The sequence below is a fragment of the Cohnella sp. genome (genome assembly GCF_041640265.1).
Lineage (GTDB): Bacteria > Bacillota > Bacilli > Paenibacillales > Paenibacillaceae > Cohnella.
Map to the genome: position 1 here is coordinate 87,653 of NZ_JBEQAP010000015.1, position 24,805 is coordinate 112,457.

Sequence of the window (24,805 nt, forward strand, 5' to 3'; positions counted from 1 at the left end):
ATTTTCAAGCTTGAAGCCGGCTCCGGAAAGGAGCCGGCTCAAGTTTTTTGTTTAAACACCGTTCATCCGAGTCTCTCCCTTTAATAAAATACTTAGCAGCTCATCTTTCGATTGTATGAGACCATGCTGCGTTAACATTTCGGCGATTTTCTGCGCCGTTTCCAAACGATGGACGACATCTTGTTCAAATACGTAAGTTAGATCGGATAGATCAAAACCATGTTTCCGGTACATGTCGACGAGTTCCAAACGGCTTTCTTCCGGAGTAATATCCCATTCGATTCGTCGTACGAGTTTTTTTAGCTTGGCGTTTGTATTAGTGCGCGACGGGTCGTGAGGAGAAGCTTTCACAATATACTGAAAAGTCCGCCATTCCTCCTTCATCTCGTCACCGACAATGCCCCCCATCATATCGATCCATGCCTCTTCTTCCTGCGTGTGGTCCTGGATGTTTTGGCGAAAATCCAACGATTGGAAGCCAGCGTACGAAAACAAATGCATGATCCCCTCCCTCGTAAAAAAACGAAGGTGAGTAATGTCCAGCAGCCCCTTGTCCGTATACGTCCATCGTCCTTTAAGCAGGTCGCGGATGATAGAGTGATGAGCGATATTTGGAATGCTAGCCAGCACTTTTCCATTTTTTTTCAAATAAGGCTTAACGTTCCGGAGAACGTTCCAGGGTTCGACCAAATGCTCGAGCACGTCGCAAAAAATAATATAGTCGAAGTATTCGAACGGTAATTCGATATCCATCGTTTCGATATTTCCCGAGCGAACATTCGCAACAAGGGAGCCGATGGCGGCCGCATGCGGGTTTAGTTCGATGCCATGGAGCTCCGCTTGGGGATACCAGTTTTTTAATTCAAGAAGCGTAGCACCGCAAGCGCATCCGATTTCGAGAACCCGTATCGCTTTCTGCTGAGGTTCATCGATCAACTGTAGGATTTCGGGCCGGATTTGAAGGGAATAATCCGGTCTGAACCCCCATTTTTGCGTAAATTTTTTGTTATTGGTTTGCAGTAAAGCGTAAAAGGATTGTGGATCCTCCCGGAACGAAGCACTGCCTTCATGATGGATGAACGTATCCGTACAAAGCATTAGCCGGTAACCGGCTTGGCGAATGCGAAGACAGTAATCGTCATCCTCAAAATTTCCGGGCGAGAATCGTTCGTCCAAATCGCCTACGGCTTCGTAAACCTCTCGTTTGATAAGCAGGCAGAAGCCAATCAACTTAAGGCGCTCCTCCCATTTTGAAGGGTCGGAGCTGTTGAATTGTTCGGAGAAAGGGATCAGCTCTTCCAATGTCCGATAGGGAACCTCGAGAGCCGAGTAATAGGCAGCGGCATTCGTGACAGGGCCTACCCCGCCGATCCGGTCGTCGCTGTACAGGCAGGTAAGAAGATGATCAAGCCATCTGGGGGTAACGAACGTATCGTTGTTAAGCAGAAGCAGATTATCTCCTTTAGCCAGCGCCAAACCTTGATTGCAGCCTTTCGGAAAACCGGCGTTTTCCCTATTATAAATGACTTGTAAATCGGATTGTGCCCGAAGCCACTCGACGGTTCCGTCTGTTGATCCGTTATCAACTATAATGATTTCATAATCGTTCGGCGGGGTGTATGTTCGGATGCTCTCGATGCATTTTTTCGTATACGCAAGTCCATTATAGGTCAGAAGAATGATGCTCGTTTTCATCGTGTTTACCCATGGCCTCCTCTAATTGTTTTTTGTTTTGCAGCAGGTTGACGTCTCCCTGCAAATAGTCCAGCGCTTTCAGGTTATGTTTGTAAGCTTTTTCGAGCAGTGCAAGCTTGGCGTAGCAAATCATTAGTTGAACGTGAGGAGCCCATGTCCAGCAGGTTTTATTCATCAAGCCGAACACATGCTTCGGAATTTCTTGCCTGAGAGCTGTTTCGTACCAATAGACGGCTTTCTCATAATCTTGATGTTCCTGATACCAAAATCCGATGCGGCAGCAATAATCCGCGCGGGGTAAATCGAATTCGAATGTACGGAACAAGTAGTGTAATTCGCGTTTGTATTCGCCTTTTGTGCGATAGCAATGTGCAAGGTAGCTGCAGGCGGTCACTTGATCTTCAAAATAGGCTTCATCGCGGAGAAGAAACAATTCGTACAGGGTTATCGCTTCTTCCAACTGCCCGGTATCCATTAACTCATTGGCGTAATAAAAGTGGTAGCGGGAGTCCTCAATGTTATGCTCGGGATCCGAATATTTTTGAATGATTTTCAGGTTGCGCCTAGGGTCTTTATGTTCCCGGTCCGGTCCGTGCGTGATTTCGATATCGGTAATCAGAATATTTCCTTCGCCGACAATAAGGACTTCATGAACGGGATAGATCCAGCTGAACCCTTTCGAACGTTTCACAAGTCGGTTCCGCCTCGTAAAGAGCAGCGTGTTGCCGTATGCATCCCGGGATACAGCATAGTCCATCATAACCGAATCGTAGAAAGGGTCCAGCGTCTCTTTAAGCTTCCGGAACGCATCTTGATCCTTCTGCAGCAAGTAGTCGTCGGCATCCAGCCACAAAACATATTCTTTCGTTGCATGCTGGAAAGAAAAATTGCGGGCGGCGGAAAAATCGTCAATCCATTTGAAATCGAATATTCTTTCCGTATAAGCAGACACGACTTCTTTCGTACGGTCCGTCGAACCGGTATCGATAATATTTATCTCATCCACCAGATCCGAGACTGAATCCAGGCACCTGGCGATGGTATTCTCCTCATTACGGACGATCATACAAAGGCTGATCGTAACCAAATTGATTCATTCCCTCCCAATAGGATAAAAAAGGAAGCTACACGGCAAGAAGACCGTATAGCTTCTGAAAGATTAGGCTGTTGCAGAAGCGATACCCCAGAAGACTTCGGGGCCGACACGAGTGACTGATCCAATAGCGCCGGGCGTAACTACTATGGCAGCCTCGTAGACAAGTTCAGCTGCTGCAGGGGCGAGCAAATCCTGCACTGTAAAGGAACGAATATCGCCAAGAACTGCGCCGGCAGATTCGATTTGGGCGGTGTAGAAGACAACCCCATTACGAGTGACCTGGATTAATGCCGTGGCGCCGGCAACAGCTGAAATTCCGACAACTCCTGTGAGGTTGACGATCGGGTTCGGCACACCTTGCGTCTGAAGGCCGATACGTCCAAAGATATTAGACGTAAGCCCCGGGGTCGAGGTAACACCGATAGCTATCGATCCAGTCGCGTTGGCATTCATCGAACTACGTTGATCTAAAAAACGTCCCATATGACATCCTCCTTTCTTTTGTGGGATAGTACATGCTATTCAAGAGATGGAGGGTTTGAGTAGGTCAAGCTCTGGCGTTATTTGCGGATTTTGAATAGTTTGCTATAATTAGGGTTGAAAGAAGCGGGTTTCGACAATTGAATAAGCCCCGGGGGAGCTGGAGCAAGGCCGGCTGAGAGTGCATCCCGTTAATGATGCAGACCCTTATACCTGATCTGGTTAATGCCAGCGTAGGAAGGTGGGAACACAACTTTTAATAGGTTGTGTGATTCGTCCGTGAATATAGGACGCCCTCCGGAAAAGGTGGGCGTTTTTTTTATTGATAGAAACCTTCTTCTCATCAAATAGGTTTATAGAGAGGGAGAGAAAGATGAAAAGAAGTAACAAGGCTTGGCAAGGTTTGGGATTAACGATGTTAGCGGGCATGCTGTTAATGGCAGGCTGCGGCAACAAGGAGAACACGAATGGTTCCGGAAGTCCTTCAGCGGCAAGTCCATCGGCTTCGCCTACAGGAAGCGTGGAGGAGCCTGCACAAGCGCTGCAGGAAGTAACGCTTGTGCTCGATTGGACGCCGAATACAAACCACACCGGGCTTTACGCGGCGAGGGACCAAGGCTTGTGGGAGAAACGCGGGCTTAAGGTGGAAATCATTCAGCCGCCTGAGACAGGTTCGGACGCCATGGTGGCGAGTGATGCGGCGGAGTTCGGAGTTAGTGCCCAGGAAGGCATGATGCTTGCCCGGGAGCAGGGCTTGCCGATTGTTTCCGTAGCTGCGATCATCCAGCATAACACGTCCGGATTCGCTTCTCCTGTTGATAAGAACATCAAGGAGCCTAAGGATTTCGAAGGCAAAACCTACGGAGGATGGGGTTCTCCGGCAGAGCAAGCGGTCATTCAATCGATGATGAACGTTCAGAACGCGGATGTCGGTAAGGTGACTTTCGTTAATGCAGGATCTGCGGACTTCTTTACCGCGGTGAAGAAAGATATCGATTTCGAGTGGATTTTCTACGGGTGGACGGGAATCGAAGCCGAACTTCGCAAAGAGCCTATCAATATGGTTTATTTGTCCGATTACAGCAAACAATTGGATTACTATACCCCTCTTCTGACAACCAGTGAAAAGCTGATCAAAGATAAGCCGGAACTCGTCCGCGCGTTCGTGGAAGGAGCTGCGGAAGGCTATCAATACGCGATAGACAACCCGGACGCTGCTGCCGAGCTGTTGCTTAAGGCGGTTCCAGAACTGAATGCGGAGTTAGTTAAAGCGAGCCAGAAGTGGTTAAGTCCCAAATACAAAGACGATGCACCGCGTTGGGGCGAACAGAAGAAGGAAGTATGGTCCGGATATGGGGAATGGATGACAAAGAACGGTCTGTTGAAAAAAGAATTGAATTACGACGACATGTTCACGACCGAGTTTCTGCCTAAGTAAATTTTGCAGGATGACAAGGAGTTGATACGTATGGCTCAAGCGTTATTAAGCATTCAGATATTGCCGAAAGTGAACGCTGGTGAAGAGGTCATTCCTTACGTAGACCGGGCGATAGAGATCATTAAAGCTTCCGGCGTTCCTTATCGGGTCGGACCTTTGGAGACGACGATAGAGGGTGATCTCGATCAATTGCTGGATATCGTGAAGCAAATGAATACCGCTATGTTCGAGATGGGAAGCCCATCGGTCCTGTCGCAAATCAAACTTGTCGTAGACGGCAAGGAAGGCGCTTCGATGGCGCGTCTTCTACAGAAGTACCCGGATGGACAATAACCCGCTTCGTCAGGTATGGCTGCCAATTGCAACATTAATCATCTTCATTGCGACCTGGCAGGTTTGCTGTGTCTTATTCAAGATTGATCCATGGCTCCTGCCCGAACCTAGGAGTATTGCGCTTAAAATGGTCGAGGATTCTGCTTTGTTGTGGAAACATCTGTTATCTACGTTGAGTACGGCACTGATGGGAACCGGGCTTGGCCTCCTAATCGGAATTATAGTTGCTTTGGCGCTGCATAATGTTCCATTCTTACGAACAGCTTTATCGCCGTTTCTGGTATTATCGCAGAATATACCCATTATTGCGCTTGGACCGCTGTTAATGATTTGGTTTGGTTATGGGTTGTTACCCAAGCTAATCCTGCTTATTATCGTTTGTTTTTTTCCGATTGCTTTATCAATGCTCATAGGACTCGGGCAAGCAGAACCGCAGCTGCGAGAGTATTTAGGAATGATAGGCGCATCAAAATGGGAGCGCATGAAGCGATTGGAATTTCCTGCTTCGCTGCCTTATTTGTTTTCTGGCTTGAGAATTACGGTGACTTATGTAGTCTCTTCTGCCATTGTTGCCGAGTGGCTCGGCGGGGGCAAAGGAATTGGATATTATCTTGTTCTTAAATTCAAAGGGTATGATACTCCAGCAGTTTTTGGAGCTATAGTTTGTATTGTAACACTTAGTCTGCTGTTCTACGGGGCCGTTGCTCTCCTGGAGCGTATAACCATCCGCTGGAGACCGCGAACGGTGAAGTGGCGAGGAGGTGGCGCGTCATGAAACCTACTGGCAAAGTTCTATTAGACCTAATTGGAATTTCCAAGTCCTATCTGCGCGGTAAGGTATCGGTTCCTGTTCTTGATAACATCTCGCTTCATGTTCGAGAGGGTGAGTTTGTAACCCTCATCGGACCTTCAGGAAGCGGAAAGTCGACACTATTTCGTCTAATTGGCGGTGTGGAGCGTCCGGATTCGGGTCATGTTATCATCGACGGTACGGAAGTAACTGGCAAGCGCGGCCTTATCAGCTATATGCCGCAGCAGGCGGCGCTGTTTCCTTGGTTGTCTGTGGCCGACAACATTTCTTCTACACTGGTAACTGCGGGAACCGCGAAGAAAGAAGCGAAGGAACAAGCGCTCAAGTGGCTTCATCGTATCCATCTAGGAGGCGTGGCGAATGAATATCCCCATGTTCTGTCCGGCGGAATGCAGCAGCGAGTATCCTTCTTGCGGGCATTGCTCATGCGACGCGATGTTATGTGCTTGGACGAGCCGTTCGCAGCTTTGGATGCCTTAACAAGGGCGGATATGCAAAGATGGCTGCTGGAGCTTTGGGAGACTGATCGCCGTTCTGTACTGTTCGTCACGCACAGCATTGAAGAAGCGTTAATGTTATCGGATCGCATATATGTTCTTTCTTCTGCGCCGGCAACCATTTTACGCGAAATTGTCGTTCCCTTCGATCGTCCTCGCCGCGCTGATGTATGGACAGAGCCGGCATTTGTAGAGCTCAAGCGGGAAGTACTGAACCTATTGGAAAAAGGGGATACCACTCTTGTTTGACACTCATATCCATCTTGATCTTTACGAGCTTGAAGAGCGGAATCGGATAGTGGAAGCCGCTATAGGATCGGGTATTGAAGGTATGGTATCCGTGTCGATGGGAATGGAGTCTTGTCTTACCAACCGTGAGCTGGTGTTACGGCATAATGGACGGATAATGCCCGCTTACGGTCATCATCCGGAACAATCGCCGCTTGATGAGGAAGCGCTTCTGGTTTTGTGCAATTGGATTCGGGAGCGGGGAGAAGAGCAGGAATCGTTTGCCATCGGAGAGGTCGGTCTTCCTTACTACTTGCGCAGCGAAGCGGAGAATAAGGGGCACTCTTTCGATCTTTCGTTTTATTTAAGACAATTAGAAGGCTTCATCCAATTAGCGGCGGAATTGCACCGACCAATCGTGCTTCACGCGGTTTACGAGGATGCAGAAACGGTACTTGATTTGTTGGAGCGTTATTCCATTCGCAAAGCACACTTTCATTGGTTCAAGGGTAGTGCAAGTACGGCAGCGCGTCTCATTAGCGATGGTTATTATATCTCAGTTACTCCGGATGTACTATACGAGCCGGAAATTAGGGAGCTGGCAGCCGTATTCCCTCTCAATCGCTTGATGGTTGAGACGGACGGCCCTTGGCCCTTCGAAGGTCCGTTTACCGGAAAGCAAACGGAGCCTGGCATGGTGAGAGATGTCATACGTGAAATCTCATTGCTTCGCGGCTTGGACGAGGAAAAAGTAGCTGAAGCAGTGAATGATAACAGCAGAAACTTTTACGGATGGAATTGCTGATGACTTTGGCATTGATGTGAACAACAGATGACCCGCAAATACGGATCAGTAAGAGGCCTATGCAACTGCGCATAGGCCTCTTCGATTGTTTATTCTCATCTGTGATGATTGCTCAAGGCGTAATGACCGGATAAAGATTTCCCTTGATGGCGAAGGACGCTGTGCCCGATTCCTCGGATACGACAAGGACGATCGCATCGCTCCGTTCCGTTAGACCGACGGCGGCTCTGTGCCTTGTGCCGGTTATTCGTTCATTCTCTTGGTTAGCTGTTAAAGGAAGAATATTCCTCGCGGAAATAATCTGGTTGGACCGGATGAGTACGGCCCCATCATGAAGCGGACTGCCAGGGTAGAAGATCGACTCAAGCAGCGAATGGGTGACCGGCGCTCCAACCGGGAATCCCGGCTGAATAAGGGTATCGAGTGAATCGTTGCGTTCTACCGCAATCAAAGCGCCATGGCGCCGATCGGACAAGCTTTGAATGCATAACGATAAATCCATATAACGATCGGTGTGGGGAGACAGGTAACAATTTAAATAAAAAGTTGCTGCGCTCGACTCGATACGGAGGAAGTTTTTTTTAATTTGATCAAGCTCACCCAATAGACATTTTCCCTCATCGTCGATAGAATGCAGAATCTTGTCCAGCCGAACCGTCATTTGACGCAAATCTTCCTTAATTATCTGCTTCATCGGCGAGAAATCGCAATTATCGGCGGGTGTCGGCATGGCTTCACATCTCCTTGGTCATACTCCGTCTTAGGATGCAAATTGGGGAAGCTTTGTATACAGCCGAATAGGTGAACAGATAGTGGGCAGCGGAACAAGGAAATCGTCTGCCGAATGGTCGGGAATGCCCGGACATCTTATCATATTCCAGCGTAGTATAGACAGGAAGTGCTGGCGGATAGCAAATGGATATGCAAAAAGATTCCTATTTGGGAGAGATGGACTTGAACCGATTTTGGGAAAAAGCAATAAAACCGCTTATTCTTTCTGTCAAGCCGGAAATCATTGTTGAGATTGGCGCTTTATCTGGGGAAAGCTCATTCAAAATACTTGATTATTGCAAATACTGCGGAGCGCAAACGATCATTATTGAGCCTATGCCGCTGTTCGATGTGCAAGCGCTCCAACAAAACTACGGAGAAGCCGCAAAGGTCATGCAAATGTATAGCTTAGAAGCATTGCCCCGAATTGAAAAATACGATCTGATATTGATTGACGGTGATCACAATTGGTATACGGTGTATAATGAGTTGAAACTTGTGGAGAGAATGGCCGATCAAACAGGACGATTTCCTATCGTTGTTTTGCATGATACAGATTGGCCTTACGGTCGGCGTGATTTGTATTACTTTCCTGAATCCATTCCGGAAGAGATGCGAAAGCCCTGCGCCCTTAGGGGAATTGAGCCGGGCAGATCCGAGTTGCTGGAGTCAGGGGCAGGGGGCATGAATTGTACCGTCTATAACGCTCTGTACGAATATGGAGAAAAAAACGGCGTCCTCACTGCGATCGAGGATTTCATGAAGGAATCCCATTTCAAACTCAAATTTTATCAACTTTACTCCAATAACGGACTAGGAATTATTGTTCCGGAGGATAGTCCTCATCATTCTATTGTAAATTATATTATAGCTACGTCAGGCCTATGAAATAGAATAAAAAAAGTCGACCCCCGTCTCGCGACGAGGGTCTTCATGGGAGAGGAGAAACCGGACGAAGAGCTTATGGGGAAACGTAAGTCTTCTCCGCGGTTGTCCCCGACACCTCTCAGTGCCGGTACTATCATTGTGACCTTTGAAGTGGAAAATATACGCTGGCGGGGAAATAAATTGATACGCTTTTGTAAACCTTTAGTTTGTGGTAACATAACACCAGTTAATCTATCAGGAAACAATAACCATCATTGATCGACATGCAGGGGTTGAAGACGTGCGAGTCATATCAGGACAAGCCAAGGGACATCCATTAAAGGCGGTTCCAGGCAGCAACACTCGTCCGACAACGGACAAAGTTAAAGAATCTCTATTTAGTATGATCGGACCTTATTTTGACGAGGAGCGAGTTCTCGACTTATTCGCCGGTACGGGGGGGTTGGGAATTGAAGCGCTTAGCCGCGGGGCCGGACATGCCGTTTTTATAGACTCTAATTCCCAAAGCATAGATATCATCCGTCGAAACCTACAATCAACGCGATTGGGTGATCATGCCGAGGTTTATCGGAATGATGCTCGCAGAGCCTTAAAGCTACTTGAGCGTGCAGGGAAGCCTTTTAATCTAATCTTTCTAGACCCGCCTTATATAATGAAAGATTGTGATGAATTATTGGTGGATCTGGCATCAAGAGGCTTAGTGGAGGAAGGCGCTGTTGCGGTCGTAGAACACCATCCGAATGTCCTGTATCGTGATAATTTCGACGGATTTCATCGTACGAGGTATGCGGTTTACGGTGAAATTGCTTTATCCATCTATCGCTATCAGAAACCAGCCGAGACGGAGGAAGCTGCTCCCTCTTCGGAATCGAAGGAGGAGGACAGACCATGAGCCCTCATCAGACGCGCTTGGAACATGAATACCGGATTGCCGTTTATCCTGGCAGCTTTGACCCCGTCACCTTCGGACATTTGGATATCATTCGGCGTGCGGCTAAGCAGTTCGATCTCGTCATTGTCGCGGTGCTGAATAATACGACGAAGAGCCCGTTGTTCAGTGTCAAAGAAAGAAAGGAATTGCTGGCTGAAGTGACTCGCGATTTGCCTAATGTGGAGATTGACAGCTTCCGAGATTTATTGGTGCGTTATATGCGTTCAAAACAGGCACAAGTAATTGTTCGAGGGATTAGGTCCGTTACGGACTTCGAGTACGAGCTTCAGATGGCATCTACAAATCGGCAATTGGACGAAGGTATCGAAACGGTCTTTATGATGACGAATCCTAAGTATTCTTACCTAAGCTCAAGTATTGTCAAAGAAATTGCAAAGTTTAATGGACCCGTGCAGGACTTAGTGCCACCGGCTGTTGAGGTCGCCTTGCAGCGGAAATATGCAGCAAATACGGACACGAGCAGTACAATTGGCAGTTAGCAAAACAACAAAAGGAGCTCACGCCTTAAATATAGGCGTGAGCTCCTTTTTACTGTCCGGTGATTAAGAGTTGGGCGGAGGAGGAGTGTCATCACGCTTGTAAGGAGATTTCGGACGGACGACTACGGCGAACAAGGCTAATAACAAGAAGACGCCAAAAGTGACAAAAGCTATCATTAGGGTTTCAGACAGATGTCTCCAGCCGCTTGGCATCGGGCTCTCAGCTGCCCAAGCGTTCACTGCAAGCCAAGGATCTGGCCATATCCCTGCAGCGAAGCTTTTCATTGGAGAAGACAGGGCTGCTAATGCCAACGGATAGGTGATCAGTATAGCGAGTGCACCATGCATTAGACGGCTGACAATGACTCTGCTCCAGGGAAAGGAAGAAGCTGTGCCGAAAGCTGCGCGCGCTTGCAGGAGACCGCTCCAGCCGCTCCAGGCAAGGGCAGCTGCAAGGAGCGCAGCGGCTTGTGCGGGTGCAGAAGTGAAAAGCGTGGAGCGACTGCTCTCGAATGCCCCCAGATGCATCTCGTAGACGCCGGGAATGGCGAGCCATATATCGTTTCCGGGGAAAGACAGCTGAATTAATCGGATGACAACGGCACTCATCATCATCAGACCGCCTAGTGTCATCAGCGTCCCTACAGAGTTTGTGACGGAATCCGCTAATTGTTTGCCGAACGGGCGTCCGTCTTCTTTCCTTGCATCAACTGCGGCTCGCAAAGCTCTTCGCAATAATGCCCGGGGCTCGCTCAACGGGATTTGCGGCACTTTAGGTTTCTTAGGCTTCGTAAGCCTTGCCCATAGAAACCCGGATGCGAGGGCCGATAACCATAACCCCAATGCTATCGCCCATCCCAGCTCAGGAGACTGCAGAAAACCGTAACCAATGACAAGCACAATAAGAAAAGGATTGGGTAAATGGGAAACAAGGAGGACAGTATCTACATCCTCCTCATGGAGCATACCGTTTTCCCGCAGGCGCGCTGTTTCTTTAGCTCCTGCGGGTATGCCGGCGGACCAGCCGAATGCGATCGCCCAGCCTGATGCGCCGGGTAAACGGAACAATCCGCGTGTCAGCGGCTCCGCCAAGGTAGACATCCCATGCAGCATGCCAGAAGCAGCCAGTAATTCGGCTAGTATTAGAGGAGGCAGCAAACCAGGAAAGACGTTCTGCCACCAGATCTGCAAGCCCGACAAGGATGCACGGAAGGATTCGCCAGGTGAATAAACAATTCCAACTACGACTAAAAGTGCCGATACCCCAAGAAGAACGGAGAGGAAGGCAGAGCTTTTCCGTCGCTTCGCTTTAACCATAACCACACAACCTCCCGTACGGAAATACATTACAATGTACGCCCCGCGAGGGAGGGTTAGACCTTCTTGTCCAGATTGAGCATAAACTCAGATTCGAATCGGTGGTTTTGTGTAATCGCGCATGGCAGCCGAGGGATCAGCTTTGTCGAAAGCTAGAGAATATACGGCTGTCGCACGGGCGTCCATAGCCAGATAGGGGGAAGCAATACGTGCAGCAGAAGTGATAACTGGAATAGCGGCTTTCGTGCGCATCTCGTGAAGCAGCCGCTGACCACGTTCGCTGAATCCGAGTACACGAATATAATCGATACCTGTGGCAAGCCTCTGCGCAGTCAGCTTTTCCTTATGGTGGCCAAGCAATATTCGCAAAAGCATTCTCTGCAGCTTCGTATGGGTGTATCTTTTGGTTTTCAGCGCTTGCAGCAGCTCAAATACGGTTAGCTTCTGTAATGCCGGCAGCACCTTTTTAATGCGATATTCTAAACCCTCAGTCACCTCCGCATAAGAGGCGATATCCGCTTCATCTAGACGCAGCAGCTCATGAAAGAGCGGACGGGCAAAATGCTCCCAGTGAACCGGTGCGCGTCCGGCGTTCATCTCGCGGCGGAGGATTTCAATAGTTGATGGCGGAGCAAAGGGGGTTAGCTGCTCAAGCGATCCAAATTCGCCTAACAGAAGCTTGCGCAGCGCTGTTGCGCTAGCAATCTGGCCGTCTGTAATATCGGCTTGGTTATATTCAGATTTCTCCCTGCGCAGCGTATATGGAGCTATCCTGCTATTTATTTTCCGTAAAGATATCAAATAGTGAAGACCTAACGTATGGTTAGGCTGTTCAAGAGAGAAAGCAATTTCACCCATTCCTTGGTCCTGCAAATAAGCTTTAGCGGCGGCCGTGAAGGCCGAAGGATAAGGCAGCCCTTCCTTAAGCTTCGTTGCTAGAAGGGCTGCGAATGCCGGCGGCTCGTCCGCTAATAATGATGCCATCAGCATAAGCGAATCCAAATCGCCGCTTTCGCTCCCGAAGCAAATCGAATCAACGACTCCGGTAGCTTCGAGCAGGGATACTGCTCCGTAGGCAAACCATTGGGCAGGCTGTGCACTATAAGCGACAGGCAGCTCCAGTACAAGGTCGCAGCCTGCATGCAGGGCCATCTCTGCCCGTGCCCATTTATCAGCGAGAGCAGGCTCTCCGCGCTGCAGGAAATGACCGCTCATCACCGCAACGACGTTGTCCGAGCCCGTTATTTTTTTAGATTGCTGCAGGTGAAAGAGATGACCGTTGTGTAAGGGATTATATTCTACAATGACTCCGACAGTGGACATAGCGGGCTCCTTTACCGATTAATGGTGAAATTCCTTGGATTTAAATATAACATGCAGGGTCATGGGTTGCTATTTTGATAATCTAGGGAAGAAGATGGAATAATGATGTTTATGGGGGTTCATGGCAAAAATCATTGACAAGACCGCCTTAAAATCGATATAATAATTTTTGTCTGTTTGGAGTGATATCATTGTTGATAAAAGTTCAGGAACTTGTAACCCGGCAGGAGCCGGTTCAACTGCAAGGAACTCTCGACACTAAGGAAATATTTCGGAATAGCCCCGAATACAACCCGCTCGGACCGCTGGAATTCGATGTGAATGCACGAGCTGCGGATGATAGAATTCTAGTCTCGGGCCAGATTTCCTGTAGTGTTGGAATGCAGTGCTCGCGTTGCTTGGATCCCATTGAGGAGAAGATTGATATTCCTTTCGAGGAACAATTTCGAATCGTTGAAGACGGTAATGTTGAGATGAATGCTGATGACGAAGCCGTGCCGATTACAGGTGAGCGGATTGATCTTGCGCCATTCTTGGCGGAAGAGCTAGTGGTCCAGCTGCCGTATGCACCTCTTTGCAAGGAAGATTGCAAAGGGCTGTGTCCGAAGTGCGGAACAAATTGGAATGAACAATCCTGCGGCTGCGATACGGTGGTTGTTGACCCCCGCCTGGCAGCGCTCCAAGATTGGTTTAAACCTCAGCAAGAATAGCACGGTTGTATAAGCCGCGTTATTCGATTCTGATAAGGAGGTGTTAGCATTGGCAGTACCTTTTGCAAAGACATCGAAAGCTCGCAAGAACAAGCGCCGGACGCACTTTAAATTGGTCGTTCCAGGCATGGTGAAATGTGAACAATGTGGCGAATTGAAAATTTCGCACCGTGTATGTAAGGTTTGCGGTACGTACAAATCACGCGAAATTATTAAGCAATAAGATTTAGCGCGTCTGGATTCTCGGCGGCGGGGTTTAATCGACTGTTTCACAGTCGACTATGACGTTACTCGCGGTTGTTGCATACGGACGCGTTTTTCTTTAATCATTTTTTGGCACCAGGTATTAAAGGTTATTCATAAAAGAAAGCGGTGGTGAGATTGGAACGGCTTCCCAAACGTCAGCGTCACCAGCAGCTAATTCAATTGTTGGATGAGAATCCGTTTCTCACCGACCGGGAACTAACAAGACAGCTGAAAGTCAGCATACAGACGATTCGTTTGGACCGTTTGGAGCTGGCTATACCGGAACTGCGGGAAAGGCTTAAGCTAATGGCGGAGCGCTCGTATGACTCTGTTCGATCCTTGCCTTTGCATGAAGTGATTGGAGACATCTTAGATCTTCAGCTGGATAAGAGCGGGATCTCGTTATTTGAAATAAGTGATGAGCACGTATTCTCCCGCACGGGTATTGCTCGGGGGCATCATGTTTTCGCGCAAGCCAACTCTCTTGCGGTAGCGGTAATTAACGATGAGATCGCCTTAACGTCATCAGCGGATATTCGCTTTGTACGACCGGCGCGGCTTGGCGAGAAATGTATTGCGAAAGCATATGTCAGAGCGAGCGGGGAACTTAAAGGGAAAGCTAAAGTTGAAGTGTTTACATATGTTGGCGAAGAGATGGTTTTTCAAGGAAACTTCGTCATTTATCGATCCGCAGGGGAATCTAAAACATAAAAGGAGTGGAGCTCATGCGGATTGCGATTGATGCGATGGGCGGAGATCATGCGCCGCACGCGCATGTTGAAAGTGCTTTGGCGGCAGCAATCGAATGGCCGGATACTCACATCATATTAGTTGGAAATCCGGGAGTGCTTCAGCCGCTGATTGGCAATGCTCCTCCTTCTAATGTTTCTATAGAGGCTGCCATGGAGATTATTGGTAACGATGATGAGCCCGTTAAAGCTGTTCGTCGTAAAACGGATTCTTCTATGGTTGTGGCAGGCCGAATGGTTAAAGAAGGAAGAGCGGATGCTATGATATCCGCAGGAAATACAGGTGCTTTAATGGCTTTAGGGCTTCTTGTAGTCGGCAGGCTTAAGGGGATTGAACGCCCTGGCCTTGCGCCGATGTTCCCGAGCTTAGATAACGTAGGTGTGCTGGCGCTGGATATGGGCGCGAACATGGATGCGAAGCCGGAGCACCTGCTGCAGTATGCATTGATGGGAAGCCTCTACCGCAACAAGGTTCATGGGATTAAAGAACCGCGCGTTGGATTGCTTAATGTCGGCACGGAAGCATCTAAGGGCAGCGAATTAACCAAAGCCGCTTATGAACTGCTTGAGAAGGCTCCGATCAACTTTGTTGGAAATGTTGAAGCTCGCGACGTGTTAGATCGTTCGTGTGATGTACTCGTATGTGACGGGTTTTCGGGAAATATATTGCTTAAGGCGATGGAAGGCGCGGCTTCCACGATATTTAAGCTGCTGCGCGAGGAATTAACCTCATCTTTTAAGTCAAAGCTGGCTGCTGGTGTTCTTAAACCTAACTTTCGGCGAGTGAGGGATAGAATGGATTATAATGAACACAACGGAGCACCGTTGCTCGGTGTAAACGGGTTAGTCGTTAAAGGGCATGGATCCTCGGATGCCAAAGCTATGAAGACGGCGATCAGACAAACACGAACAGCGATCGGGAACGGGCTAATAGCGGCGCTTGCAGATGAATTCAGCGGAAAGTGAGAGAAGTCTATGATGGGAACTTCTGTCGGTATTCTCGGTACGGGTAAATACGTTCCGGAACGCCGTTTAACAAACAAAGAATTAGAACAGATGGTCGAGACGAACGAAGAATGGATTGTTAGCCGTACGGGTATTCGGGAAAGAAGGATTGCTGAATCAAGCCAAGCGACATCCGATTTGGCTTATGAAGCGTCCATAAGAGCACTCGAAGCCGCCGGAATTACGGCGGATCAATTGGATCTGATTGTTGTCGCGACAATTACACCGGATATGTTCTTTCCTTCAACGGCCTGTATCCTGCAAGAGAAGCTTGGCGCTAAAAAAGCGGCAGCATTCGATTTATCCGCAGCTTGCTCTGGGTTTATCTATGGTCTAGCGAATGCTGCAGGCTTTATCGCAACGGGGATGTATCGTTATGTGCTCGTTGTCGGTGCGGAATGCCTATCCAGAATTACGGATTATACAGATCGCAATACCTGCATCTTATTCGGTGACGGAGCTGGAGCCGTCGTCCTTGGCGAGGTTCCGGAAGGACGCGGCTTCAAATCGTTTAAGCTGGGAGCTGATGGAGCAGGCGGTGATCTTCTGAGAATTTGCGGCGGCGGATCTCGCGTGCCTTCTACGGAGCAAAGCGTAACGGAACGACGTCATTTCATCGAGATGAACGGTCGGGACGTGTTTAAGTTCGCAGTGCGGGTAATGGGCAGTGCGGCGGAGGAAGCTTTAGCGGCTGCAGGAATTGACAAAGCCGATATTGATCTTCTTATTCCTCATCAAGCAAATATTCGTATCATTCAATCTGCATTAGAAAGATTGGATTTGCCGGAGGAGAAGGCCGCGATTAACCTGGATCGTTACGGGAATATGTCCTCGGCATCGATACCGGTTGCCCTTGCGGAAGCGGTCGAAGAAGGCCGCGTGAGTGAAGGGGATCGCTTAGTGCTCGTCGGTTTCGGCGGGGGCTTGACCTGGGGCGCTTCTGTCTTGGTTTGGTAGCTTGTCTTATTCGGTAGCATGATATAAAGGTGTATCGCCGTCCTGTAGACGACGAAGCCAATTTATTTGGGAGGATTCAAATTGGGTAAAATTGCATTTGTATTTCCCGGCCAAGGTGCTCAAGCCGTTGGGATGGGGAAGGATGCTTACGAGAGTCATGCAGCTGCACGTGCTGTCTTTGATCATGCGGATGAGGTGCTTGGCTTCTCGCTTTCTAAGCTAGCTTTCGATGGTCCTGATGAAGAGCTGCGCCAAACGGCCAATACGCAGCCTGCTTTGCTTGCAACAAGCATCGCATTACTCGAAATGTACAAAGAAACAAAGGTGAAGCCGGACTTCGTTGCCGGTCATTCCCTAGGAGAATACAGCGCTCTTGTTGCTGCAGGTGTGCTCACTTTCGATGATGCCCTTCGCTTAGTAAGATTGCGAGGTCAATTCATGGAGCGAGCGGTTCCAGGCGGTCAAGGTGCTATGGCAGCTGTGCTAGGAGCAGAACGTGAGGCCTTACAAGGGCTTTGCGCGAGCATTACGGCGAATAGCGGGCTTGTTGAGCTCGCGAACGTGAACTGTCCAGGACAAATCGTAGTCTCAGGATCAGCGAATGGGGTTGCAGAGCTTGTTGAACGGGGTAAGGAAGCAGGTGCGAAAAGAGTGATCCCGCTTGATGTAAGCGGACCTTTTCATTCCTCGATGATGCAGCCTGCAGCGGATTTACTCTCTGAGGAGCTGTCCAAAGTAACCTTCAACTCAGCTTTGGTTCCCGTTATCGCTAATGTGCACGCGTCGCCAGTTACTTCAGGGGAAGAGCTGCGTGAACTTCTTGTGAAGCAAGTGGTGTCGCCTGTGCTCTGGGAGGATACGATCAGATATTTGATCGGCGAAGGCGTTGATACCTTCGTTGAAATCGGCTCTGGTACGGTATTAGCCGGACTTATTAAGAAGATTGATAAGTCTGTACAGGTGATTTCAGTAAATAGTGCAGAGGCAGCTGCAGTTGCACTATGAAGCTGAAACAGCGACAATGGACGAGAGGGTGAATGAAACATGGCGAACTGGGACTTAATGGGTAAGAGCGCGCTTGTCACCGGAGCATCCCGCGGGATCGGCAAGGCGATTGCGATCGGACTCGCCGAAGCGGGTGCCGATGTTGCCATTAATTACTCCGGTAATGAGGCGGCGGCAGTAGAAACCGTCAAAGCGGTCGAAGCGCTTGGGCGCAAAGCAATCATGGTTAAGGCGAATGTCGGCAAAGCAGCTGAATTCGATGCGATGGTTTCCCAAGCGATTCAAGCCTTCGGGAAGCTTGACATTCTTGTGAATAATGCAGGAATCACTCGCGACAACCTCATAATGAGAATGAAAGAAGAAGAGTTCGACGAGGTTATCGAGACGAACTTGAAGGGCGTGTTTAATGGCTTAAAAGCCGTGACGCGTTCGATGATGAAGCAGCGTTCCGGCCGCATCATCAATATTTCATCTGTCGTCGGCGTATTAGGTAACGCAGGACAGGCTAATTATGTGGCCGCTAAAGCAGGTGTCATCGGATTGACGAAGTCTGCCGCCAAGGAACTGGCGTCCCGGGGAATTACGGTTAATGCCGTAGCTCCAGGATTCATTGAATCGGATATGACAGATAAGCTTCCCGAAGAATATCGGGAAAAGCTTCTTGCGGGAATACCGATCGGCCGTATGGGCCGTCCCGAGGACATCGCGGCGGCCGTTATTTACCTAGCTTCCGATGCTGCATCTTACATGACCGGCCAAACGATTCATGTCGATGGCGGGATGTACATGTAAGCGATGCAAATTCGATAGTTATGCAACAAATTGCTATCGTTTATTGCATGTAATCATACGGTTAGCGTATGATGCATCTATGGCTTTTTGTCCATGATTCACGTATAATACGTTAAGGGAGGTGAACCGGATGTCCGATGTACAAGAACGTGTTAAACGCATCGTTATCGAACGCCTGGGTGTTGAAGAGGCTGAGGTAACAGCCGAAGCATCCTTTAAAGACGACTTAGGCGCTGACTCTCTCGATGTGGTAGAACTCGTAATGGAACTCGAAGACGAATTCGACTTGGAGATTTCAGATGAGGATGCAGAGAAGATCACAACCGTGGGAGAAGTCGTTAAATACATACAATCTCATGCGTAAATGATCAAAAACCGGGTCCCGTTATTGTGACGGGACTTCTGCACATTTTAGCGTCTTTTACCCTGAAGAGGTGAATTTGATTTTGAAACAACGTGTTGTTGTAACGGGTATGGGGGTTGTTACATCCCTCGGAACCGACTTGCCTACCTTTTGGAACAATTTGTTAGAAGGCAAATCGGGTATTAGTACAATCGAAGCTTTTGATACAACCGAATATACAACGAAAATAGCGGCGGAAATCAAGAATTGGGATCCTTCTGCTTATATCGACAAGAAAGAATTGCGTAAGATGGATCGTTTCGTGCAGTTCGGCGTTGTGGCCAGTAAGCTTGCTCTGGAAGATTCGAAGCTGGTCATTGGCGAGAATGCCGATCCTGAGCGGGTTGGCGTCGTAGTTGGATCGGGTATCGGCGGTTTGGGTACTTGGGAAGAGCAGCACACCGTGCTTATGGAGAAAGGTCCGCGTCGCGTAAGTCCTTTCTTTATTCCGATGATGATTGCCAATATGGCCAGCGGTCAAGTGTCGATCAGCACAGGAGCCAAGGGTCCGAATTCGGCTGCTGTATCGGCATGTGCTACGGGTACGCATTCTATAGGCGATAGCTTTAAGATGATCCAGCGCGGAGATGCCGATGTCATGATTTGCGGCGGTGCGGAAGCGACTATTCGGCCAATCGGAATGGCAGGGTTCTGCGCGATGAGAGCCATGAGTACCCGCAATGACGAGCCTGAGAAAGCTAGTCGTCCGTTCGATACGGATCGCGACGGTTTCGTAATGGGCGAAGGCGCGGGTGTTTTGATTCTAGAATCTCTCGAGCATGCTCTGCAGAGAGGCGCTGATATCTATGCCGAGGTTATTGGTTACGGTATGAGCGGTGACGCACATCACATGACTGATCCTGATCCGGAAGGCGCAGCCCGTTGTATGAAGAAATCACTCAACGATGCCGGAATCAAGCCTGAGGAAATCCAATATATTAATGCACATGGAACTTCTACGGGCGTTGGCGACAAGTCTGAGACAACCGCGATCAAGAAAGCTTTCGGCGATCACGCTTATAAGCTGGCGGTAAGCTCGACAAAGTCAATGACTGGACACTTGCTCGGGGCTGCCGGCGGTGTGGAAGCGGTTATTATTGGTTTAACGCTTCAAAAAGGGATAATCCCCCCGACGATAAATCTTGATAATCAAGATCCGGAATGCGATTTGGATTATGTACCAAATACGCCTAGGCAAGCGGATGTACGTGTGGCAATGTCGAACTCCTTCGGGTTTGGCGGTCATAACGCTACTGTCATCATGCGTAAATATGAAGCTTAATGAGCGTGTGAACGTCGACGCAGGCGGCTTATGCCGCCTGCGTCGATTGTTTTCATGGCACCATTTGAGGTGATCTAATGAGCGATAATTTCCAGCAACTACAACAGCGTTTGAATATTAATTTTCATAATCCTGCGCTTCTTAGGCAAGCTTTCACTCACACTTCGTTTGTGAATGAGCAGCGTGGACCCCGTCTGGCGGATAATGAAAGACTTGAGTTTCTAGGTGACGCTGTGCTTCAGCTGACTATTTCAGAATATTTGTATGGTATCTATCCAGATTCGCCGGAAGGGGAATTAACCCGTTTGCGGGCGAGTATCGTCTGTGAACCGTCGCTTGTCCGTTTTGCCGAGGCGCTCGAATTCGGGCAGGTCGTGCTGCTCGGCAAAGGGGAGGAGCAAACGGGAGGCCGAACCCGGCCATCTTTGCTTGCGGACGCTTTCGAGGCGTTCTTAGGCGCTCTGTATTTGGATCAAGGATTAAATACCGTACGTGCTTTTCTCGAATCTCACCTCTTCTCTCAACTTCCTACGAACGGGCAAGCGCCGCTTAAGGACTTCAAGACAGAGCTGCAGGAGAAGGTTCAGCATCTGGCGATGGGAGTGCTCGATTATCGCATCGTTGAAGAGCGGGGGCCAGCTCATGATCGCGAGTTCGTCGCTGTCGTAGTCATTGGTAAGCACCGTCTGGGCAAAGGAATCGGCAGATCTAAGAAGGAAGCAGAGCAGCAAGCAGCTTCAGAGGCTCTGACAACGTTAGCTAAGCAATACCCTGTTTAACCGACCGACTCGAGAGGAGAATTTATCCTTATGTTTTTGAAAAGAATCGAGCTGGCCGGGTTTAAATCATTCGCGGACCGGACCGAGCTTGAATTCGTTCGCGGTATCACTGCGGTGGTTGGACCAAACGGCAGCGGTAAGAGCAACATCTCAGACGGCATCCGCTGGGTGCTTGGCGAGCAAAGCGCCAAGTCTCTCCGCGGGGGCAATATGCAAGACGTTATTTTCGCTGGAAGCGACACCCGAAAGGCTGTTAACTTTGGCGAGGTTTCTCTGACGTTAGATAATATGGATAAGGCTTTACCTCTCGATTTCAGCGAAGTGACAGTCACTCGCAGGGTCCACCGCAACGGGGATAGCGAGTACTTGATCAACAAGCAGCCCTGCAGGCTCAAGGACATCACCGAGCTATTCATGGATACAGGGATCGGTCGGGAAGCCTATTCGATTATTGGACAAGGAAGAATCGAGGAAATACTGAGTACGCGTTCCGAGGATCGCCGCGGTATTTTTGAAGAAGCTTCGGGAATCGTCAAGTACAAGAGCCGGAAGAAGGAAGCTCAGAAGAAGCTTGAGGATACCGAGGGTAACCTGCTCAGGATTCATGATCTGGTCAGCGAGCTTGAAGGTCAGATTGCTCCGCTCAAGGATCAATCCGAGAAAGCTGAAACCTACAAAGTAATAAAAGAAGATTTGAAAAATAAAGAAATCGCGCTATACGTTCATCAAATCGAGGGAGTACATACTTCTTGGACTCAGACGAACGATAAGCTGGCGGTTTTTCGCGATGAGCAGATGTCGTTGTCGACGTTCGTTAGCAAGCACGATGCCATTCTGGAGGATGAACGTCAGGCGCTGATCCGTTTAGAGGAATTGTTGGAGAGACTCCAGGATGAATTGCTGCGCTGCAGTGAAGAAACCGAGAAATCCGAAGGTTATGTCGAGCTGCTTAATGAGAGACGCACGAATCTGGAGCGTAATCGCGAAGGATTGGTTCAGTCGCTTACGTCCGCTGAGGAACGATACGAGCAGGCTTCCGCTGAGGAAATTGTTCTGAAGGACAAGCGCTCGAAGTTAGAAACGGAGCTTGCGTTATTATCTAAGAAGCTCTACGAGGAAGAAGAAAGATTAGCTTTGGCCGATGGCAGCTCGGAGGCGGAGGAGCGGCTTAAAGCGGAGCTGTTCGATACGTTAAACGCGATGGCTCAAGCGCGCAACGATATTCGTTATGGTGAAGGGCAGCGCGAGGTGTTGGAGCGCCGCGTAGCGCGGATCACGGAAGAGGAAGCGAAGTGGCGTGAGCAGCTCGAGGCATTGAAGGACAAACGAGAGGTGCTGGACGAGAAGCTTGCTATTGTAACAAGAACGCTGACTGAGGTGCGTGATCGTTACGTAGCGGAAGGTGCTCGTTCTGGCGAGCTGCAGCGTTTGCTGGAGGAAGCTCAAGCAGCTGTTCGCCGCTCCGAGCAGAAGCGTGAAGCTCTTGTATCCCGTAGAGATACAATTAAGGAATTGCAGAACGATTACGACGGTTTCCAGCATGGAGTCCGCGAGGTGCTCAAGGCATCCAAGCGCGGAAATCTGCATGGGGTGCATGGAGCTGTGGCTGAGCTCGTCAGTGTGCCTGCTCATCTCGAAACCGCAATTGAAACGGCACTCGGTGCCGCGCTTCAGCATATTGTCATGGAAGATGAGAAGTGCTCTCGAACCGCGATTACTTATTTGAAGCAACGTCAGTCAGGGCGCGCTACCTTCTTGCCGCTCGATGTCATTCGAGCAAGGCATATGTCCGACAGCGATCGCCGGATGTTGGAGCAAGCTGATGGCTTCATTGGAGTAGGATCGGAGCTGGTTGGAGCCGAAGCGAAGTATGCGAATGTTGTCAGCAGCATGCTTGGAAATGTTCTAATCTCTGAAACGTTAGAGCAAGCGAACCGGATTGCGTCTAAGCTTCAATACCGTTACCGTGTCGTTACTCGGGACGGAGATATCGTAAACGCCGGCGGTTCCATGACAGGCGGCAGCCTGCAGAAGAAATCGTCCAGCCTGCTCGGCCGGCAGCGGCAGCTTGAGGAATTGGAACGGGAAATCAAGGAAGCTGAAGCGGCAAGAGAACGTGCGAAGGCAGAAGCGGATAACCTGAAGAAAGAACTTGCTCAAGCGGCGCAAAATATTGAAATGCTGCGAAATCAAGGGGAGGAAGAACGCCTCAAGGAGCAGCAAGTGGCAGGAGAGCATGGACAGCTTCTTCAGGATGAGAAGCTGCTGGAGGAGCAGCATTCTGCTCTTGCAGGGGAAAAGGCTGCTTTTGATGCTGAATCAGGCGGGCTTAAATCTACCCGTGAGGAGGCAGAGGCTCGCCTTGCCAAGCTCACGGAGGATGAGCAGCGGATCCAGAACCGGATCCGTGAGGCGGAGGAGCTGCGTAAGAAAAGCGTATCCGCTAAAGAGGAGCTGCAAGCTACGCTTACGGATTTGAAGATCTCCATTGCTAGGCTGGAGCAGGATCGCAGTGCATTGGACGAGCAGTTTAGCCGTCAACGTGCAGATCTATCCCGGCTTACTGCAGAGAGAAAGCAGTTCAAGGAGTCGCTTGAGCATAACGATGTGGAAACTGCACGTACGACCGAAGAGTCCGTAGAGCACAGAGAGCGCTTGAATGAGCTGCGCCTTCAGAAGAAGCAGTTTACCGAGAATATCGAATTTAAACGGGCAGACCGCGCGGAGAAGCATCGTGATCTCGAGCGTAAGGAAGGCGAGACGAAGGAGCAGCGTTCCAAGCTTAGAAGCGTCGAGGAAAGTCTGCGTCAGGCCGAAATCGCCGTTAACCGGATGGATGTCGAGCTGGAGAACCTGCTTCGCAAGCTGACCGAGGAATACGAAATCGGCTTCGAGCTGGCGAAGGAACGTTATCCGATTCCGGAGGATATAGTTAGCACTCAGAACGAAGTCCGTGATATGAAACGTAAAATGACATCGCTCGGGGACGTCAATTTGGGAGCGATTGAGGAATTTAAACGGGTAAATGAACGTTTTCAGTTCCTGTCGGAGCAAGAGAACGACCTTATCGAGGCGAAGACGAAGCTGCATGGAATTATCAAGGAAATGGATGACGAGATGTCCAAGCGCTTCCGTACAACCTTCGAAGAGATTCGCAAGCATTTTGTCGTCGTCTTCTCCAGAATGTTCGGCGGGGGCCGCGCAGATCTCATTCTTAGCGATCCAGATCATCCGCTGGATACGGGGATCGATATTATTGCCCAGCCGCCTGGCAAGAAGCTGACGAATCTTCAGCTCTTATCGGGAGGAGAACGGGCACTTACAGCGATCGCACTTCTATTCGCGATTCTCAACGTAAAGCCCGTTCCATTCTGCGTACTAGATGAAGTTGAGGCTGCACTTGATGAAGCGAACGTAGCACGTTATGCTCAATATATGCGTGAATTCTCGGATACCACTCAGTTCATTGTCGTGACCCACCGTAAAGGTACGATGGAGGAAGCGGATGTGTTATATGGAGTCACGATGGAGGAAGGCGGAGTCTCAAAGCTTGTATCCGTCCGTTTAGAAGAAGGCGAAAGCTTAGTATCAGAGACTGCGACCGCGAGCGCTTAATCTACTTAAGAGGCTATCCCAATAGCTCAGCATTCCTGTAGAGCGTTAAATTTCCACTTTGTAAATAATGAAGCACCCCTATAGGATAGAGGTAGGCCCCACGAAGGCACTACATTCTATCCTAGGAGATGCTCTACTATGAAGTTTAA

25 protein-coding genes and 1 riboswitch are annotated in these 24,805 nt (G+C 49.4%); of the genes, 19 read left to right on the forward strand and 6 right to left on the reverse strand.

From position 1 onward, the window contains the following. Positions 1–51: 51 nt before the first annotated feature. The 3 genes from ACESLK_RS13210 to ACESLK_RS13220 all read right to left on the reverse strand — a co-directional run bounded on the left by ACESLK_RS13210 (position 52) and on the right by ACESLK_RS13220 (position 3,244). A complete protein-coding gene (locus tag ACESLK_RS13210; protein WP_373229945.1) occupies positions 52–1,695 on the reverse strand; it encodes a glycosyltransferase in 1,644 nt (547 codons plus the stop codon). Beyond that, positions 1,664–2,782, reverse strand: a complete 1,119-nt coding sequence (locus tag ACESLK_RS13215) for a glycosyltransferase (RefSeq protein WP_373229948.1) — start codon at positions 2,780–2,782, stop codon at positions 1,664–1,666. Before ACESLK_RS13215 ends, ACESLK_RS13210 begins: the two co-directional genes overlap by 32 nt. Before the next feature lie 72 nt (positions 2,783–2,854). After that, complete coding sequence (locus ACESLK_RS13220; RefSeq protein ID WP_373229950.1) at positions 2,855–3,244, reverse strand: hypothetical protein; 390 nt, start codon at positions 3,242–3,244, stop codon at positions 2,855–2,857. 170 nt (positions 3,245–3,414) lie between these two features. Then, positions 3,415–3,528: riboswitch (TPP riboswitch) on the forward strand. Between the two features lie 116 nt (positions 3,529–3,644). Between ACESLK_RS13220 and ACESLK_RS13225 the strand changes: the two genes are divergently transcribed. Genes ACESLK_RS13225 through ACESLK_RS13245 form a run of 5 tightly spaced genes read left to right on the forward strand, consistent with a single transcriptional unit; the run spans position 3,645 to position 7,383 of the window. Beyond that, a complete protein-coding gene (locus tag ACESLK_RS13225; protein ID WP_373229951.1) occupies positions 3,645–4,709 on the forward strand; it encodes an ABC transporter substrate-binding protein in 1,065 nt (354 codons plus the stop codon). 30 nt (positions 4,710–4,739) lie between these two features. Then, on the forward strand, positions 4,740–5,042 hold the full coding sequence (locus ACESLK_RS13230; RefSeq protein ID WP_373229952.1) for a thiamine-binding protein: 303 nt from the start codon (positions 4,740–4,742) through the stop codon (positions 5,040–5,042). Then, positions 5,032–5,817, forward strand: coding sequence for an ABC transporter permease (locus tag ACESLK_RS13235; protein WP_373229953.1), 786 nt, complete (start codon positions 5,032–5,034; stop codon positions 5,815–5,817). The genes ACESLK_RS13230 and ACESLK_RS13235 overlap by 11 nt, the downstream gene beginning before the upstream one ends. Further along, positions 5,814–6,599 carry an ABC transporter ATP-binding protein gene (locus tag ACESLK_RS13240; RefSeq protein ID WP_373229954.1) on the forward strand — a complete coding sequence of 262 codons (786 nt, stop codon included), beginning with the start codon at positions 5,814–5,816 and terminating at the stop codon, positions 6,597–6,599. Before ACESLK_RS13235 ends, ACESLK_RS13240 begins: the two co-directional genes overlap by 4 nt. Further along, positions 6,592–7,383, forward strand: coding sequence for a TatD family hydrolase (locus ACESLK_RS13245; protein ID WP_373229955.1), 792 nt, complete (start codon positions 6,592–6,594; stop codon positions 7,381–7,383). Before ACESLK_RS13240 ends, ACESLK_RS13245 begins: the two co-directional genes overlap by 8 nt. 112 nt (positions 7,384–7,495) lie before the next feature. On the opposite strand, the gene cdaS is transcribed toward ACESLK_RS13245, so the two are convergent. Beyond that, a complete protein-coding gene (gene cdaS, locus ACESLK_RS13250; protein WP_373229956.1) occupies positions 7,496–8,113 on the reverse strand; it encodes a sporulation-specific diadenylate cyclase CdaS in 618 nt (205 codons plus the stop codon). 185 nt (positions 8,114–8,298) lie between these two features. Between cdaS and ACESLK_RS13255 the strand changes: the two genes are divergently transcribed. The 3 genes from ACESLK_RS13255 to coaD all read left to right on the forward strand — a co-directional run bounded on the left by ACESLK_RS13255 (position 8,299) and on the right by coaD (position 10,473). Beyond that, the gene (locus ACESLK_RS13255; RefSeq protein WP_373229957.1) at positions 8,299–9,042 is read left to right on the forward strand and encodes a class I SAM-dependent methyltransferase; all 744 of its coding nucleotides are present in this window, start codon (positions 8,299–8,301) and stop codon (positions 9,040–9,042) included. A gap of 280 nt (positions 9,043–9,322) precedes the next feature. Continuing rightward, on the forward strand, positions 9,323–9,934 hold the full coding sequence (gene rsmD, locus ACESLK_RS13260; RefSeq protein ID WP_373229958.1) for a 16S rRNA (guanine(966)-N(2))-methyltransferase RsmD: 612 nt from the start codon (positions 9,323–9,325) through the stop codon (positions 9,932–9,934). Further along, positions 9,931–10,473 (forward strand): pantetheine-phosphate adenylyltransferase, encoded by a 543-nt coding sequence (gene coaD / locus ACESLK_RS13265; protein WP_373229959.1) that lies wholly within the window; start codon positions 9,931–9,933, stop codon positions 10,471–10,473. Before rsmD ends, coaD begins: the two co-directional genes overlap by 4 nt. A gap of 63 nt (positions 10,474–10,536) precedes the next feature. Here coaD and ACESLK_RS13270 read toward each other — a convergent pair whose 3' ends face one another. Both ACESLK_RS13270 and ACESLK_RS13275 read right to left on the reverse strand, forming a co-directional pair. Further along, positions 10,537–11,790 (reverse strand): nucleoside recognition domain-containing protein, encoded by a 1,254-nt coding sequence (locus tag ACESLK_RS13270; RefSeq protein WP_373229960.1) that lies wholly within the window; start codon positions 11,788–11,790, stop codon positions 10,537–10,539. Positions 11,791–11,877: 87 nt separating this feature from the next. Next, entirely contained in the window at positions 11,878–13,113 is a 1,236-nt protein-coding gene (locus tag ACESLK_RS13275) for a nucleotidyltransferase (protein WP_373229961.1), read from the reverse strand. Between the two features lie 191 nt (positions 13,114–13,304). On the opposite strand from ACESLK_RS13275, the gene ACESLK_RS13280 reads away from it, so the two are divergent. The 11 genes from ACESLK_RS13280 (at position 13,305) to smc (ending at position 24,656) form a co-directional block, all read left to right on the forward strand. After that, positions 13,305–13,823: a YceD family protein gene (locus ACESLK_RS13280; RefSeq protein ID WP_373229962.1), complete on the forward strand. Its 519-nt coding sequence runs from the start codon at positions 13,305–13,307 to the stop codon at positions 13,821–13,823. 49 nt (positions 13,824–13,872) lie between these two features. Beyond that, complete coding sequence (gene rpmF, locus ACESLK_RS13285; RefSeq protein ID WP_130611889.1) at positions 13,873–14,046, forward strand: 50S ribosomal protein L32; 174 nt, start codon at positions 13,873–13,875, stop codon at positions 14,044–14,046. A gap of 158 nt (positions 14,047–14,204) precedes the next feature. Continuing rightward, a complete protein-coding gene (fapR, locus tag ACESLK_RS13290) occupies positions 14,205–14,780 on the forward strand; it encodes a transcription factor FapR (protein WP_373229978.1) in 576 nt (191 codons plus the stop codon). Between the two features lie 14 nt (positions 14,781–14,794). After that, positions 14,795–15,784, forward strand: coding sequence for a phosphate acyltransferase PlsX (plsX, locus tag ACESLK_RS13295; RefSeq protein WP_373229963.1), 990 nt, complete (start codon positions 14,795–14,797; stop codon positions 15,782–15,784). Positions 15,785–15,793: 9 nt separating this feature from the next. Further along, a complete protein-coding gene (locus ACESLK_RS13300; protein ID WP_373229964.1) occupies positions 15,794–16,780 on the forward strand; it encodes a beta-ketoacyl-ACP synthase III in 987 nt (328 codons plus the stop codon). Positions 16,781–16,861: 81 nt separating this feature from the next. Next, positions 16,862–17,785: an ACP S-malonyltransferase gene (fabD, locus tag ACESLK_RS13305; RefSeq protein WP_373229965.1), complete on the forward strand. Its 924-nt coding sequence runs from the start codon at positions 16,862–16,864 to the stop codon at positions 17,783–17,785. Between the two features lie 39 nt (positions 17,786–17,824). Further along, complete coding sequence (gene fabG / locus ACESLK_RS13310) at positions 17,825–18,577, forward strand: 3-oxoacyl-[acyl-carrier-protein] reductase (protein ID WP_373229966.1); 753 nt, start codon at positions 17,825–17,827, stop codon at positions 18,575–18,577. Positions 18,578–18,707: 130 nt separating this feature from the next. Next, positions 18,708–18,941 carry an acyl carrier protein gene (gene acpP / locus ACESLK_RS13315; RefSeq protein WP_115990925.1) on the forward strand — a complete coding sequence of 78 codons (234 nt, stop codon included), beginning with the start codon at positions 18,708–18,710 and terminating at the stop codon, positions 18,939–18,941. 82 nt (positions 18,942–19,023) lie between these two features. Next, positions 19,024–20,262: a beta-ketoacyl-ACP synthase II gene (gene fabF, locus ACESLK_RS13320; protein ID WP_373229968.1), complete on the forward strand. Its 1,239-nt coding sequence runs from the start codon at positions 19,024–19,026 to the stop codon at positions 20,260–20,262. Between the two features lie 77 nt (positions 20,263–20,339). After that, positions 20,340–21,041, forward strand: coding sequence for a ribonuclease III (rnc, locus tag ACESLK_RS13325; RefSeq protein WP_373229969.1), 702 nt, complete (start codon positions 20,340–20,342; stop codon positions 21,039–21,041). Positions 21,042–21,071: 30 nt separating this feature from the next. Continuing rightward, entirely contained in the window at positions 21,072–24,656 is a 3,585-nt protein-coding gene (gene smc, locus ACESLK_RS13330; protein ID WP_373229970.1) for a chromosome segregation protein SMC, read from the forward strand. Positions 24,657–24,805: the final 149 nt, after the last annotated feature.

Excerpts from the sequence above, each read along its gene's own strand:
- ACESLK_RS13210 (WP_373229945.1), bottom strand. The coding sequence starts at position 1,695 with ATGAAAACGAGCATCATTCTTCTGACCTATAATGGACTTGCGTATACG.
- ACESLK_RS13220 (WP_373229950.1), bottom strand. The coding sequence starts at position 3,244 with ATGAATGCCAACGCGACTGGATCGATAGCTATCGGTGTTACCTCGACC.
- ACESLK_RS13225 (WP_373229951.1), top strand. The coding sequence starts at position 3,645 with ATGAAAAGAAGTAACAAGGCTTGGCAAGGTTTGGGATTAACGATGTTA.
- ACESLK_RS13230 (WP_373229952.1), top strand. The coding sequence starts at position 4,740 with ATGGCTCAAGCGTTATTAAGCATTCAGATATTGCCGAAAGTGAACGCT.
- ACESLK_RS13235 (WP_373229953.1), top strand. The coding sequence starts at position 5,032 with ATGGACAATAACCCGCTTCGTCAGGTATGGCTGCCAATTGCAACATTA.
- ACESLK_RS13240 (WP_373229954.1), top strand. The coding sequence starts at position 5,814 with ATGAAACCTACTGGCAAAGTTCTATTAGACCTAATTGGAATTTCCAAG.
- cdaS (WP_373229956.1), bottom strand. The coding sequence starts at position 8,113 with ATGCCGACACCCGCCGATAATTGCGATTTCTCGCCGATGAAGCAGATA.
- ACESLK_RS13255 (WP_373229957.1), top strand. The coding sequence starts at position 8,299 with ATGGATATGCAAAAAGATTCCTATTTGGGAGAGATGGACTTGAACCGA.
- coaD (WP_373229959.1), top strand. The coding sequence starts at position 9,931 with ATGAGCCCTCATCAGACGCGCTTGGAACATGAATACCGGATTGCCGTT.
- ACESLK_RS13270 (WP_373229960.1), bottom strand. The coding sequence starts at position 11,790 with ATGGTTAAAGCGAAGCGACGGAAAAGCTCTGCCTTCCTCTCCGTTCTT.
- ACESLK_RS13275 (WP_373229961.1), bottom strand. The coding sequence starts at position 13,113 with ATGTCCACTGTCGGAGTCATTGTAGAATATAATCCCTTACACAACGGT.
- plsX (WP_373229963.1), top strand. The coding sequence starts at position 14,795 with ATGCGGATTGCGATTGATGCGATGGGCGGAGATCATGCGCCGCACGCG.
- ACESLK_RS13300 (WP_373229964.1), top strand. The coding sequence starts at position 15,794 with ATGATGGGAACTTCTGTCGGTATTCTCGGTACGGGTAAATACGTTCCG.
- fabG (WP_373229966.1), top strand. The coding sequence starts at position 17,825 with ATGGCGAACTGGGACTTAATGGGTAAGAGCGCGCTTGTCACCGGAGCA.
- acpP (WP_115990925.1), top strand. The coding sequence starts at position 18,708 with ATGTCCGATGTACAAGAACGTGTTAAACGCATCGTTATCGAACGCCTG.
- rnc (WP_373229969.1), top strand. The coding sequence starts at position 20,340 with ATGAGCGATAATTTCCAGCAACTACAACAGCGTTTGAATATTAATTTT.
- smc (WP_373229970.1), top strand. The coding sequence starts at position 21,072 with ATGTTTTTGAAAAGAATCGAGCTGGCCGGGTTTAAATCATTCGCGGAC.